A 15229-nucleotide genomic window follows, 5' to 3' on the forward strand; every position below is an offset into this window, starting at 1 on the left:
CAGAAATTCCTTAAAAAATCTTTATTTTTGAAGGTTTTACTCATTGGATTCGGTTAGAATCCCAATTTGCTTAATGAAAATATCACCAAACAAACCATTTAGGGTTGTCTATTCTTTGTTATCTCACGAGTGTCTTGGATATTTGTTCGAGGTATTTGTGGTACAATTGAATGATAAAAATCAATTGACTTGGGAATACCAGACGTTGACTTCTAGAAATTTCCATGAGTTTGAAGCAGGTTTAGACGAAAGGGATGCAGCGGCCGTAAAATTGATTGAGGGGATGAAGCCCGTTGTTATTTTTGAAAAATTCAATACTTCCAAGCGTAAAACAATCGAAGAATTTTTTTTGAAAACTTTTGATTCTGAGAAAGGCGAAAAGGAAATCGCAGATGCGGTTTTGTCTGTTATTGAGAAAAAAAGATCTCAAGTATTTGAATTGATTTGCCCAGATAAAACCTTGTTTATCATGGGAAATGATGGAAATCCCATGCGTCAGGCTGTTGAGATACAAGCTGAGCCAGTGGAAGTTCTTTTCCATTTTATGCGAAATGAGGAGAATACGCATTATTTTCCAACTTTGAAGTATAAAGGAAATAAATTAGAATTTCAGTACAAAGATGCCTTGGTACTTTCTGATGAACCTGCTTATATGTTGTTGAATCAGAAATTGTATCATTTTAAACCTGCATTGGAAGGCAAGAAATTACGTCCTTTTTTGAATAAAAAGTTTGTAGTTATCCCCAAAAACATGGAGGAGGATTACTTTAGGAAATTCGTTAAGGCAATGGTCGCTAGATATCCACTACATGTAAAAGGTTTTGAGATATTTAATACCGAGAAAAATTGCCAATATTTATTGACTTATGGACCCAATGCTCCCAAGATTGATTTGGAAGAAAAGGGGGCCATTTCCAAAAAATCAGCCACTTTAGAGGCAGCTGATCGTTGGGTTTTTTCTTTGGCATTTCAATATGGTAATAACCGATTTCCTTGGGATGGATTATCGGCAGAGGCCAATGTGTTGTTTGAAAAGAAAGGCGATAGCTATGCTTTTCAAAAAATCATGCGCTCTTTAACCAAGGAGAAACGGGCTTATCAGGTGTTGAAGAATTTAGGTTTGACGATAGAATCTGATGGAAAGGCGAGTTTGTATAGAGGTGAAGCCGTACAATGGTTGACATTGAATAAACAAAATTTGGACCAAGCGGGATTTCAGGTTCAATTCAAAGGGGATGGGCAGGCTCCAAGGTACTTCTTGGGTAAGCCAGAAATTAAAATTCGAATTGGTGAAAAATTGGATTGGTTTGATGTACAAGCCATCATTTCTTTCGGGGAATTTCAGATTCCTTTTGTGAAAATCCGCCAATTAATTTTGCAAAAAAAGCATGAATTTCATTTGCCTGATGGATCTATCGCTATGATTCCGGATGCATGGTTTCATGATTATCAAGATTTATTTTATTTTTCAGAGACAAGACCAGGCGATGATGGAGTTTACTTAAAACGCCAACATTATCAATTGGTGCAAGAATGGGAAAATCAAGAGTTAGTTAAAACTTCTCTGAAGACGAAAACTCATAATGATTTATCATTGGTTCCGAAAGAGTTTCCTGTTCCAAAGAATTTCAAGGGAACGTTGAGACCCTATCAATTGGAAGGATACCGCTGGATGCGTACAAGGCAAGCTGCTGGCTTAGGAGCTTGTTTAGCGGACGATATGGGTCTCGGAAAGACAGTTCAGACGCTTTGCCTTTTGCAGTCCTTAAAAGAGCAAGGTGAAACATTGCCTTCATTACTTGTAATGCCAACTTCCTTGTTGTACAATTGGGAAATGGAGGCAAAGAAATTTACCCCTCAATTGCGAGTGTTGGTTTATAGTGGACCACAAAGAGAAAAATTACAAGCTCAAATATCCAAAGTAGATTTAATTATTTGTTCGTTTGGATTGGTTAGATCTGATATAGATTGGTTTGAGAAACAGTCGTTTTCTTACGTGATTTTGGATGAATCACAAGCCATTAAAAATCCTTTGGCGAATATTACTAAAGCTGTTCAGAAATTGAATGCCAAATTTCGCTTAGTGATGACGGGAACTCCTTTGGAGAATTCTACCATGGATTTATGGTCGCAAATGAATTTTGTCAATGCGGGACTTTTGGGAACGCAAAGGTATTTTAAAGATCAATTTCAAGTTCCTATCGAGAAGAAGGCTGATATTGAGAAAAAGAAGCGTTTATATCATTTGATTAAACCCTATTTATTGCGTCGTGAAAAACGCCAAGTAGCAGCAGATTTACCTGAAAAAATGGAATCGATTGCCTATTGCGCGATGACAGAAGAACAGGAGAAATTGTATGACAAAACGAAGTCTTTTTATCGAGATGTTTTGTTAAAGCAAATCAAAGACGAGGGTATTCAGAAATCACGGTTTTCGGTTTTGCAAGGTTTAACCAAATTAAGGCAATTAGCGAATCACCCTGCATTGTGTGAAGATGGTTTTACAGGGGAGTCTGGGAAAATGGAAGCTGTTTTAGAAAAATTAGAAACGGTTTTAGAGCAGCATCATAAGGTCTTGATTTTCAGTCAATTTGTTCAACATTTACAGCTTATTAAATCGGAATTAGACAAAAGAGGAATAGAATATGCTTATTTGGATGGTAGTACTTCTGACCGAAAAGGGCAAGTGGAAAGTTTCCAGAAAGCGGATGGTCAATCTGTATTTTTAATTTCCTTAAAAGCAGGGGGTGTCGGGTTAAATTTAACTGCTGCCGATTATGTCTTTTTATTGGATCCTTGGTGGAACCCAGCTGCGGAAGCGCAAGCTATAGACCGAGCTCACCGGATTGGTCAATTAAAAACGGTTTTCACCTATAAGTTTATTACAAAGGAGACGGTGGAAGAAAAGATTTTAGCCCTACAACAGCGAAAATTGGATTTAGCCAACGATTTAGTTACATCCGATGAGAGTATTTTGCGTGCCTTGAGTGAAGATGAAGTGTTTGATTTGTTGAGTTAAACCAATTTCACTAAAATATTCTTCGCCACTTCATTGCTAATAAATATCGGGTCTTGGTTTTCTATACTTAATGATAAAGATCTGTCAAACGCATTGACCTCTAAAATATTTATTTTGCTTCCAAGACCTAAGTGGAGTTTGGTCAATAATTGCAAAAATACTGCGGAGTCTTTCGCCACACCCATCAGGACACAGTTTTTATTGGATTTAATTTCTGATAAATGTAAATACCCTAATTCTGGAATAATTCCTTCTTTGTTGGGAATGGGGTCTCCATGGGGATCCGTTTTCGGAAAATCTAAAAATTCATCTAGTTTGTCAATCAATTCATCCGATTCGATGTGTTCTAATTGTTCTGCTATTTCATGAACTGCGTCCCAATTGAAACCCATTTTTTCTACCAAAAAAACTTCCCAGAGTCGATGTTTTCTAACAATGGATAAGGCTATTTTTTCTCCTTCGTTTGTCAAGCGAACACCCTGGTACTTTTGATAATTTACCCAACCTTTCTCTGCTAACTTTCTAAGCATATCAGTGACAGATGCAGCTTTTGTTTGCGCTAACTCAGCCACCGCGTTGGTTGAAATGTCCTCTTCTGTCCCCTCAGAAAGGCGATAAATTATTTTTAAGTAATTTTCTTCAGCAAGTGATGTTGACATATTTTTCTTAAATCGGATTCAAAAGTAGGGCTATTTTTTGAATTAAAAATTGTTTTTAGGAATTTTATCAAATAAATTTAGGCTGGGCTAAAAATTATTTTTGAATAGTCGTAAATAGTAATTACATTTGAATTCAAATCTGTTTCTTTATTATGTCAAAAGCTTGGCGTCAAGATAATTCAAAGAAGTCCTTATCCGAAGTTTTTGGAACGATCCCTGTTCCTCAAGGGAGTGGATTTTGGAGAAATTTGCGCGCTTTTATGGGGCCGGGTTTTATGGTGGCTGTGGGTTATATGGATCCAGGCAATTGGGCAACAGATTTAGCTGGTGGTGCACAATATGGCTATACGCTATTATCCGTCGTATTAATTTCTAGTTTATTTGCGATTTTACTGCAACATTTATCACTCAAATTGGGTATTGCAACAGGAAAGGACCTCGCCCAAGCTTGTGGTGATGCATTTTCAAAACCTGTTGCTGTTTTTCTTTGGTTACTCTGTGAATTGGCTATCGCGGCATGTGATTTGGCTGAAGTGATTGGTTCGGCTTTAGCATTAAAATTGTTGTTTGATATTCCCATTTTATATGGTATTGTTATCACTATTTTGGACGTATTTTTAATTCTCTATTTCCAAAATAAAGGATTCAGGGTGTTGGAATCCATTGTTATGTCTTTGTTGGCGGTGATTACTTGTTGTTTTGTGTATGAAATTTTTATAGCGCAGCCTCAGTATGCTGAAATATTGAATGGATTAATTCCATCAACTTCCGTGTATGAAAATTCTGGTCAATTATACATTGCTATCGGTATTTTGGGTGCGACAGTCATGCCACATAATTTGTATTTACATTCCAGCATTGTACAAACAAGATGTATTCCTGATTCCAATATTGGTAAAGAAAATGCCATTAAATATGCAACTATTGACTCAACAATTTCCTTGGGTTTTGCTTTTTTTATCAATGCTAGTATTTTGATTTTGGCAGCTGCAGCTTTTCATGCTACAGGAAATAGTCAAGTAGGGGATATCCACGATGCCTACCATTTATTAGATCCTGTATTAGGTAGTAAATGGGCAAGTACACTCTTTGCAGTGGCTTTATTAGCCTCAGGACAAAATGCTACGCTTACAGGGACTTTGGCTGGGCAAATTGTCATGGAGGGTTTTTTAGATATCAAATTAGCGCCATGGATTCGGAGGTTAATTACTAGGTTGATAGCTATTTTGCCAGCATTTATTGTGACATGGTGGTGGGGTGAAAATAAAATAAACGATTTGTTGATTTTTTCTCAAGTAGTGCTTTCGATGCAACTTAGTTTTGCCGTAATTCCTTTGGTTTGGTTTACAAGCGATGAATTGAAAATGGGAAAATTTGTGAATCCCATTTGGCTAACGATATTATCATCCCTGATTAGCCTAATAATTCTATCCCTAAATGTTTATTTATTGTTTCAAATATTTTTCTAAACTTCAAACGAGGCATATTTAATCCAATTGTCGGTTCCCATTTGTTGAGTATTCGAATAATTGACTGGGAAATTTGGTGCTGGTATACCCGAATTTAAGATTATACTTGATTCAATTCTGTACATTTCATCTATTAAATTTGCGTCTTTAAAATAGGTGATTGTTGTGCTACCTCCTTCTACTAAAATGGATTGAATACCTAGATCAAAACATTTTTCCATTATTTTTTTTACAAATTCGCTTCCCGTATAATCTCCTAAAGCAATCCAATGTTTCTGGTTCGATTTTTTTTCAATGTATTTGGTGAATATATAAGTTGGTAAATCATCCTTGATCAAGATAATATCTTCCCTTAAATGATTATTGGGGTCAATTACCAAGCGGATAGGTGATTTTCCTTCCCAAAATCGAGTGGTTAAACTTGGATTGTCGAGATTTGCCGTATTTGTTCCTACCAATATGGCTTGATTTTCTGCTCGTAATTTATGGACAAAATTTCTACTTAGACTGTTAGAGAACTGAACGGACTCTCCATTTTCTTTTGAGATAAAATTGTCGGAGGAACAAGCGTATTTGACCGTGATGTAAGGTCTTTTTTTTCTATGAAAGGTAAAAAAATTTCTATTTATTTCTTCACCTAGGGTACTCAATAATCCAACTTCAACTTCGATCCCTGCATCTTCTAATTTTTTAATTCCTTTCCCTGCCACTAATTCATTGGGATCTAAATTAGCGATATAAACCTTTTTGACTTCGTTTTGAATCAATAAATCGGCACATGGAGGAGTTTTTCCAAAATGGGAGCAAGGTTCTAGTGTAACAAAGAAGCTTGATCCTTTGGCATTTAATTCTTTTGGAATGGATTGAATGGCTTCCACTTCAGCATGTGGACCACCAAACTGTTGATGCCAACCTTCACCTATGATCTGATTATCTTTGACAATGACACAACCAACTAAAGGATTGGGTGCAACTTTACCTGCCCCTAATTGGGCTAGATCAAAGGCTCGTTGCATCCAATCTTTTTTTCTATTCATGTATCAATTCAGCTTCTGAAGGGGTTTCCTTTGTTTGTTTTTTATAATTGCTTGAAAGGTAACTGTAAATCGCAGGAATGATATAAAGTGTTAGGGAGGTAGAAAATAGCATTCCGCCAACTACAGCGATACCCATAGATACTCTACTTTGTGATCCTGATCCTAAGGCCAAAGCAATCGGTAAAATACCTAAAATGGTACATAAGGAAGTCATGACAATTGGACGGAAACGAGCGGAGGCAGCTTCTTTCACAGCTGCTAGTTTATCAAGCCCACTTTCTTTTTTCTGATTGGCAAATTCCACAATCAAAATTCCGTTTTTGGTAACTAAACCGATGAGGACGATGATTCCAATTTGAGAGAAAATATTTAATGTTTGACTAAAATCCCAAAGACTCAATAAGGCTCCAGCTACAGCTAAAGGAACTGTAAATAGAATGATAAATGGATCTACAAAGCTTTCAAATTGAGCAGAAAGAATTAGGTAAATCAATAAAATAGCCAAACCAAATGCGAATAATAGAGAAGAACTAGATTCTTTAAATTCTTTACTTTGTCCATCATAAGCCGTAGAGAAAGTAACATCAAAGGTTTCTTTTGCCAATTTATCCATCTCATTTAAAGCCTCCCCTAATGTAACTCCTTTGGCCATTTGAGCTTGTACTGTTGCTGCTACATATCTATTGTATCTGAACAACTGTGGCGGAGTACTTTGTTCAGTTACTTTTACCAAGTTATCCAATTGTATTAAATCGCCGCGATTGTTTTTTACATATAGCGATTTTAAATCGGTTACGTCATTCCTCATTGGTCGATCAATTTGGCCAATTACTTGGTATTGTTTTCCATCCATGATGAAATAACCAAATCTTCTACCCGATAATCCTAATTGAAGCGTTTGTGCTACATCTTGAATCGAAATCCCTAAATTTTGAGCTTTGGCTCTATTGATTTCAATTCTTAATTCAGGTTTTGTGAACTTTAAATTCACATCAGAATTTTCAAATTTTGAACTTTCACGCACTTTAGCCAAAAATTGAGGCATCATTTTTTTCAAACTTTCAAAATTGGAAGCTTGAACAACAAATTGAACGGGTAAACCACCCCCACCTCTTTGGCCAGTTGAAAGCGTTGGTTCTTGAATTAAAATCGCTTTTGCGCCAGTGAATTTTTTAATTTTAGGTTGTAATTCTTCTGCGATTTGTTGTTGAGATCTTCTTTGCCCAGGATCAGAAAGTAATATTCTCATACTTCCTGTATTATAACCACCATTTCCAAAAGGAGGGGAGGTAATCGAATAAACAGCAAATCGTTCTTTCGCTGGAATTTCTTCCAATAAAAACTTAGCCATCGCATCAGTATAGGCAAGCATATAATCGAATGTTGAACCTTCTGGTGCAGTGGCATTGATACGAATGGAACCTCTGTCTTCCATAGGAGCCAATTCAGATGGAATCGCTTCGAATTTGAAAAGGGCATAAATAATGCCAATTAAACTGACCATCAATACCCAAGCCATCCACCTTACTCGCATAAATGAAGCTAAAGAGTTTTCATACGCGTTGGTAAGTCCAACAAAAAAAGGCTCTGTAACTCGATAAAACCAAGGTTTTGAATGATTGCCTTTTAATAATTTTGAACTTAACATAGGGGTTAATGTCAATGACACAAATGCTGATATCACAACAGATCCTGCAACAACAATACCAAATTCTCTAAATAATCGACCTGTAATTCCTTGTAAAAAGATTACTGGAAGGAATACCGCTGCCAATGTGATTGTTGTTGAAATTACGGCAAAATAGATTTCCTTAGATCCTTCTAATGCGGCATCCCAAGGACTTTTTCCTTCTTCAATTTTGGAATAAATATTTTCGAGTACCACAATGGCATCGTCTACTACGAGTCCAATTGATAAAACAACACCTAAGAGGGTTAACACGTTGATGGAAAAGCCGACTAGGTACATGAAAAAGAATACTCCAATTAAGCTGACAGGAATGGCCGTCAATGGAATAATGGTAGATCTCCAATCTCTCAAGAATAAGAAAATAATGATGGTCACCAACAATACCGCAATCATGATTGTTTCTTCTACTTCCTCGATGGATTTACGGACATAACGGGTATTATCAAATCCTTCTTTCATTTCTACATCTTCTGGTAGAGTTTTTTGGATTTGCTCAATTTTTTTGTGCAAAGCATCTACAATTTGTATTTGATTTGAACCTGGCTGAGGAATTACCGCGATGGAAATCATTGGGGTTAAATCTCTTTTGAAAAATGTTTTTTCATTTTCAGGAGAAAGTTCTGCGTTACCTACATCCGAAAACTTTACGGAACGATCACCTTCTTCTTTGATGATTAAATTATTGAAATCCTCTACCGAAGTTAAACGGCCTTGAGTTCGAACGGTTAATTCTGTATTGGCTCCTTCAATGCTTCCCGAAGGAAGTTCAATATTTTGTTTGGTTAGTGCATTGGCAATATCTGGTGCGGTTAAACGGAAAGAGGCTAGTTTTTCGGGATTAATGTGCAAACGCATCGCATATTTTTTCTCTCCCCAAAGTTGCACAGAACTAACACCCGCAATGGTTTGGAATTTTTCTTTGATGTTTCTTGTCGCTAATTCATTCAAACTCAATAGGCTTCTTGATTTAGAAAAAACATTGATATTATAAATGGGATTCGCATCTGCATCTGCTTTAGCAACTACTGGTGGATCAACATCTTTTGGTAGCAATGCCATGGCCCTAGAAACACGGTCGCGAACATCATTGGCTGCGTCTTCGATGTTAACAGCCAGGTCAAATTCAACAGTAATATTAGAGCGACCATCTCTACTTGAGCTGGCTAAGGTTCTTACCCCTGCGATACCATTGATGGATTCCTCTAATGGCTCCGTAATTTGGGATTCAATGATATCTGCATTGGCGCCTGTATAACTAGTTTGTACAGTAACAATGGGAGGATCTACCGAAGGATATTCTCTAACGCCTAAATAAGTGTAGCCAATTATTCCAAATAGAATAATGGTGATTGACATTACGATGGAAAGAACGGGTCTTTTAATACTGGTTTCTGATAAAGAAGACATAGCTTTATAGGTTGTGATTTGTACTTAATTCCAAATCTTGTTGTTTTAAATAAATTGTACTTAGTTGTTCCCAAACCTCTTCAACACTTAATTCAGAGGCGGGTCCTTTGGTATTAAAATAGATGTTGGCGATACCATCTAACTGGTAAGCTCCAGAATATGATTTGTAATTTCTGAAATTTTTAAAGTCTCCACAGAGGATTAATGCTGGAATTTTAAAAGCATTAGCACAATGTGTAGGTCCTGTATCAACCCCTAAAAAGAAACAAGACTTTTGAATAATTTTCATACTTTCCTCTAAAGTCGTTTTTCCAACCATTGATTTGAACTTCGGATGGGAAAAATTCAAGGAATTATTTAAGCCTATTTCAATGATATTGACATCCCATTCCTTAATAGCTCGACTAATTATTTGAACCCATTTTTCAGAGGACCATTCTCTTTCCACATCATTGGACTGATGGTTAATTACCCAATATTTTTCAAAGGGTAGCTGAACGGATTTCTTATTTAAATAAATGTTTGGATAACCTGAGATTCTACCTAAATCTGCCAATTGTGAAAAAACGCTTAATAAATTATTGGATTCATAATAATTGTTGATCGTTAAATTCAATTCATAAGCTCTCTCATTTTTCAAAGGCAGATGATAATATTCATCTTCTCTTAGTTGATTCAAATGTAGATTATAAAAGAAATGAAAGGGGTTGTATCGACTTAAATAAATACTCGTTAAAAGGTTTTTTTCTTCTATTATTTCATGAATCAATGGGTGATTTTCCAAAACAGCTTTAAAATTGGGTTTGATTATCCAGAAGATTTTAGCTTCTGGATATTTACGTAAAAGCTCGGGAATAATGGGCTCAGCGGCAACGATATCACCAAAATGTTCAGCTAGTAACACGCCAATCACTTTTGATTTCGGATAAATCAATTTGCATCTAACAATGGAAAAGTAAATTTGGGCATAGTATTTTAAGGCCAAGATTAGATGGCTCAACTTTTTGAATTTGTATTCCCAAAGTGATTTCTTAAAATAATAATGTGCCATTTAACCGATTATTGAACCACCTCTTTTATTTCTACTTCTCCATCTGGTTTTACCTGGATAATTCCATTGGTAATCAAAGTATCTCCTAAATTTAAACCAGATAAAATTTCAACTGTTCTTTCGCCTCTTGTACCTAATTCCACTTTAACAGGTACAGATTTACCATTTTTGACTACAAAAACTTTACTACCTTTTGATTCAGGGATGACAGCTTCTGTTGGAATTAAAATGGCAGAACCTTTCGATTTAAGAATTAGGTTTACTTTGGCAAAAGCGCCTGCAACTAATTTATTGCCTGGATTAGGGCTCAAAGCTCTAATCTGCAAAGTTCTTGTTTGTGCGTCTATTTTAGGATCTATGGCGTACACTTTGCCAATAAAGGTTTTCGCCTCATTTTCAGTTTCAAATTCAATGGTATTCCCTTTTTTGATGGCACTTGCGTATTTCGCTGGGATAGAGAATTCAATTTTCGCTGGATTTGTGTTTGTCAACGTTGCAATTTTAGTGGAAGGTGAGATATAACTACCTATACTCACATATCTAAATCCAACTGTACCTGAAAAGGCCGCTCTTACAGTTGTTTTCAAAATTTGCGCTTTCAAATCTTCAATATCGGCAGAAATTGTGTTAACGGAATTGACAGCAATATCATATTCTCTTTGAGAGATTGCCTCTTTTTGAAGTAAGACCTTTTGGCGCGCTTCATTGTCCTCTGCTAATTTTTTATTGAAGCCTAATTTTTTCAAACGTGCTTGTAAATCATCATCATTGATTTTAAAAAGTACAGTGCCTTTTTGTACATTATCTCCTTCTTGAATGTTCAATTGGATAATTCTTCCAGCAATTTCTGAGTGAATTTCCACCTCTTCATTAGGTAAAATACTTCCAGTAGAAGTGATCATGTCGTCTAATCTGGTTGATTTGACAACACTTACAATAACTGCAGTTTTTCCTCCTTTTCCTCCAGGTCCTTTTTCTTTCTCCTTTTTAGCTCCATCCTTCTCGTCTTTTGATAGCGATTTTTTGATTTTGGGATAAAAAGCTAGACCCAAAATGAAAATGATAACTAATAAGCTAATGATTGTTTTGGTAATCTTGTTCATATTTTCAATGTCAAACGGTTGATCAATTTTTCAAGTTATAATTTATTTTTGATGCTTTTGCCCTAATTTATGGGTTTGTTGCATTTATTTATTTTTCCAAGGCAAAAACTGTTCATTTTGAATTTGATTCATAACAAAATGACTTTGCGCATTTCCTATATTTTTAATGCTGGCTAATTTGTGTAAAATAAAATTTCTGTACTCATCCATATCCTCTACCACAATTTTTAAAAGGAAATCGCTATGACCTGAAACGCAATAACATTCTTGCACTTCACTCAAAGACATAACATCTTCTTCAAATTGTTTTAAATAATCTGCTGCGTGTTCTTTCAAGGAAATGTCACAAAATACCGTGAGGGATTTACCTAATTTATTGGAATTTAATATTGCTTTGTAGCCTGTGATGACTCCTTCTTTTTCCATTCGCTTTATCCGCTCATGCACAGGCGTTGCACTCATATTCAAACGGATAGCCATTTCTTTATTGGACATGAACGCATCCTCATGAAGAAAGGCTAAAATTTGTTTATCAATGTCATCTATTTTTGCCATTATTTTCATCGATGGGGGCTATAGATGCGCCAATGGATACAATCCCTGGAATTGTGTCTTTTCGCATATATTGCTCTAGTTGAACAATGTATTTTTCGTTTCTTGGAAACTTGATGTGCTTTAAAATCAAATATTTATGCCCGATGATCGATCCAGAACTTTGTCCAATAGACTTGCCTGATTTCGGATCATAGAAAAATGCTTCTGCTAGTCCTTGCTTGATTGTTTGCCCTTTTTGATTCATTATTTTCGTTAAAAAATAAAAATTATGAAAAGGATAATCATTCGATTGCCTAATTGAAACAGATAAATCATATGATGTTAAAGAATCTTTTATCTCAAAGGGGAAAATGACCTTTTGTTTCATTGGCCAACCTGTGTCGGAAAAGGAATGACTTTCATTGATCACAAAGCCTTCTTCGCAAGAACTAAGGCTTGATATTAGAATGAATAAACAAAAAAGGTGAGCCCATTTTTTCATTGAAAATCAGTCAATTATACACTAGGTTTATCACTTCCTCCAGCATTTTCGTTACCTGGCCTAGGCTTGAATTTTTTCTTAAATTTCTTTTTAAAAGGTTTCGGAGCTGCTCCTTCAACTGGTGTTACAGCATTGGGATTTTCGGGGGTAATTTTAGGAGAATTGTCCTTTATTTGATTCGGATTGACGGGTTTATTCTTATTGGCTTGTTGATTTTTGTTCGGATTATTGGGTTGATTCGGTTTTGGTCCTTTATTCGGATTTTCCCTATTTCTATTCTCAAAATTTCCTTTCTTGAAATTCCCTCCAGGTTTAGATTTACCGTATTTTTTGTCCATTCGGTCTAAATCCGAATTTAATTCTGAAGCCTTTAATTTTTCAACGACAGGTGCATCTGGACTTAAATTCTCGAATGATTCCGGAATGATTCCTTTTTTATTTAATTCGATGATTTCTGCGACACGGTCACAAGATACAGGAATCCAAATGCTTTCTTCTCCTACAATTCCAAACCACATCATTCGTTTGAATATGTCTGTTTTCTGAAGGATAGCGTCTCCTTTTTTGGTTTTTAAACGGCCTTCTATGGTTGGTATTCCTTTCAAGGCATCCATGTAGGTCTCTAATTCATAGTTCAAACAGCATTTTAAACGACCGCATTGGCCACTCAATTTTACTGGATTCAAAGATAAATTTTGATATCTCGCAGCAGAGGTTGTGACATTTTTGAAATCACTTAACCAAGTTGAACAACATAATTCTCTTCCGCAAATACCGATTCCTCCCAGTCTGCCAGCCTCTTGTCGAAGTGAAATTTGTTTCATTTCCACCCGAATTTTGAATTCATTCGCGAGAAGTTTAATCAATTCTCTAAAATCTACTCGATCATCAGAAGAATAATAGAAAATTGCTTTTGTTCCGTCCGATTGAAATTCTACATCGGATAGCTTCATGTTCAGCTTTAATTCGCCAATTATTTGGCGAGAACGATATAAAGTAGGTAAATCTCTAGCGAGCACCTGCTCATGTTTCTCGATATCCTTGTCTGTCGCAATTCGAACGATATTTTTTAAATTCTCATCGTCCTTGATGCTTTTTTTCAATAATTGTAATCGAACTAATTCCCCTTGTAAGGAAACTACTCCTAAATGTACACCACTTGTCGATTCGACCATTACGGAGTCTCCCGTGTGTAATTCAAGTTGGTGGGTATTTCTTAGATACTCTTTACGACCACCTTTAAATTTTACTTCTACTATGTTGTAACGTTGAAATTGAGGGACATCAAGATCGGATAACCAATCAAAAACGTTCATTTTATTGCAACCACCTGAACCACAACCGCCATTACTTTGGCAGCCTGAAACAGCTACTTCACCTGATGCTAATGCTTTGGAACCACAAGATCCCGTTGAACACGATTTACATGCCATAATTGATGTATGAAAACCGAATTAGGTATTAAGATTGATATCTAAGTACGTCTAATCCAATATCTCTTCTAAAGTTTTTACCTTCAAATTGTACTGAAATTGCAGCCTTTTGTGATTTTTGGATTGCATTTTCTAGTGTATTTGAAGTCCCAGTTAAAGCCATTACGCGACCTCCTTGGGTAATTATTTTACCATTTTCCTCCTTAGTGCCGGCATGAAAGATCAATGCGTCTTTTACATTTTCCATTCCAGTCATTTCATCGCCTTTTCGGTAATCTTCAGGATATCCACCTGCCACTAACATCGTTGTTACAGCAAATTGATCATTTATTTCTAAAGATTGTCCCGCCAAACGGCCATGAGCAGAGTCAACCAACAAAGATAAGAAATCCGATTTGATTCTTGGCAATACCACTTCTGTTTCAGGATCACCCATTCTTGCATTGTATTCAATCACGTAAGGCTCACCTTCATGATTCATTAATCCAATGAATATAAAACCTTTGTAAGATATTCCCTCTGAGCGTAAACCTTGTATGGTTGGTTCGATGACCTTTGTTTTTACCAAGCTCATGAATTTTTCAGTGGCAAATGGAACAGGAGAAACAGCTCCCATGCCACCAGTATTTAATCCCTCATCATTTTCACCGATGCGCTTATAGTCTTTCGCTTCAGGTAAAACAACATAGTTTTCTCCATCACTAAGAACAAAAACTGACAATTCAATTCCTCTTAAAAATTGTTCAATCACCACTTTTTCGCTTGCTGCACCAAATTTGGAATCATAAATCATTTCTTTGAATGAATCCTGTGCTTCTTTTAAATTTTGTGCGATAATTACTCCCTTACCTGCTGCTAAGCCATCTGCTTTCAGTACTATTGGAAAAGATTGTTTTGTTAAATATTTCAATCCTTCTTCTGCATTATCAATGGTAAATGTCTGAGATGCAGCTGTAGGAACTCCGTATTTGTGCATGAATTTTTTAGAAAAATCTTTGCTTCCCTCTATCTGCGCTCCTTCTTTTCCCGGACCTACAATCCCAACATGCTTCAAATCATGTTGAGATTCAATAAAATCTCTAACTCCTCGAACTAAAGGTTCTTCTGGCCCTACTATGACTAATTCAATATTTTTCTCACGGATATGCTGGACAATTGCCTCAAAATCATTTACACCAAAGGGTAAATTGGTGCCAATTTGGGCTGTGCCAGGATTGCCGGGTGCTATAAATAAATGATCTAAAAGTTGACTTTGGGATATTTTCCAAGCAAAAGCGTGTTCTCTACCTCCTGATCCCAATAATAAAACGTTCATAAATGGATAT

At 36.1% G+C, this 15229-nt stretch carries 11 protein-coding genes; 2 read left to right on the forward strand and 9 right to left on the reverse strand.

Annotated features, from left to right (window positions below; all coding sequences use genetic code 11):
• Positions 1-73: 73 nt before the first annotated feature.
• The gene (locus V7S79_RS05845; protein WP_459489623.1) at positions 74-3019 is read left to right on the forward strand and encodes a DEAD/DEAH box helicase; all 2946 of its coding nucleotides are present in this window, start codon (positions 74-76) and stop codon (positions 3017-3019) included.
• Here the strand turns inward: V7S79_RS05845 and V7S79_RS05850 are convergent.
• Positions 3016-3678, reverse strand: a complete 663-nt coding sequence (locus V7S79_RS05850) for a metal-dependent transcriptional regulator (RefSeq protein WP_459489624.1) — start codon at positions 3676-3678, stop codon at positions 3016-3018. The two genes, V7S79_RS05845 and V7S79_RS05850, sit on opposite strands and share 4 nt — an antisense overlap.
• 152 nt (positions 3679-3830) lie before the next feature.
• Between V7S79_RS05850 and V7S79_RS05855 the strand changes: the two genes are divergently transcribed.
• Entirely contained in the window at positions 3831-5147 is a 1317-nt protein-coding gene (locus tag V7S79_RS05855; protein WP_459489625.1) for an Nramp family divalent metal transporter, read from the forward strand.
• Here the strand turns inward: V7S79_RS05855 and ribD are convergent.
• The 8 genes from ribD to purD all read right to left on the reverse strand — a co-directional run bounded on the left by ribD (position 5144) and on the right by purD (position 15219).
• Positions 5144-6184, reverse strand: coding sequence for a bifunctional diaminohydroxyphosphoribosylaminopyrimidine deaminase/5-amino-6-(5-phosphoribosylamino)uracil reductase RibD (gene ribD, locus V7S79_RS05860; protein WP_459489626.1), 1041 nt, complete (start codon positions 6182-6184; stop codon positions 5144-5146). The two genes, V7S79_RS05855 and ribD, sit on opposite strands and share 4 nt — an antisense overlap.
• Positions 6177-9281 (reverse strand): efflux RND transporter permease subunit, encoded by a 3105-nt coding sequence (locus tag V7S79_RS05865; protein ID WP_459489627.1) that lies wholly within the window; start codon positions 9279-9281, stop codon positions 6177-6179. Before V7S79_RS05865 ends, ribD begins: the two co-directional genes overlap by 8 nt.
• A gap of 4 nt (positions 9282-9285) precedes the next feature.
• Entirely contained in the window at positions 9286-10332 is a 1047-nt protein-coding gene (locus V7S79_RS05870; protein WP_459489628.1) for a glycosyltransferase family 9 protein, read from the reverse strand.
• Between the two features lie 8 nt (positions 10333-10340).
• The gene (locus tag V7S79_RS05875; protein ID WP_459489629.1) at positions 10341-11435 is read right to left on the reverse strand and encodes an efflux RND transporter periplasmic adaptor subunit; all 1095 of its coding nucleotides are present in this window, start codon (positions 11433-11435) and stop codon (positions 10341-10343) included.
• An 84-nt stretch (positions 11436-11519) separates the two neighbouring features.
• Positions 11520-11990 carry an Lrp/AsnC family transcriptional regulator gene (locus tag V7S79_RS05880; RefSeq protein ID WP_459489630.1) on the reverse strand — a complete coding sequence of 157 codons (471 nt, stop codon included), beginning with the start codon at positions 11988-11990 and terminating at the stop codon, positions 11520-11522.
• Complete coding sequence (locus V7S79_RS05885) at positions 11974-12471, reverse strand: gliding motility lipoprotein GldH (RefSeq protein WP_459489631.1); 498 nt, start codon at positions 12469-12471, stop codon at positions 11974-11976. Before V7S79_RS05885 ends, V7S79_RS05880 begins: the two co-directional genes overlap by 17 nt.
• A gap of 14 nt (positions 12472-12485) precedes the next feature.
• Positions 12486-13904 (reverse strand): PSP1 domain-containing protein, encoded by a 1419-nt coding sequence (locus tag V7S79_RS05890; protein WP_459489632.1) that lies wholly within the window; start codon positions 13902-13904, stop codon positions 12486-12488.
• A 28-nt stretch (positions 13905-13932) separates the two neighbouring features.
• Positions 13933-15219 carry a phosphoribosylamine--glycine ligase gene (gene purD, locus V7S79_RS05895; RefSeq protein ID WP_459489633.1) on the reverse strand — a complete coding sequence of 429 codons (1287 nt, stop codon included), beginning with the start codon at positions 15217-15219 and terminating at the stop codon, positions 13933-13935.
• Positions 15220-15229: the final 10 nt, after the last annotated feature.

The sequence above is a fragment of the Aquirufa sp. ROCK-SH2 genome, assembly GCF_054558315.1.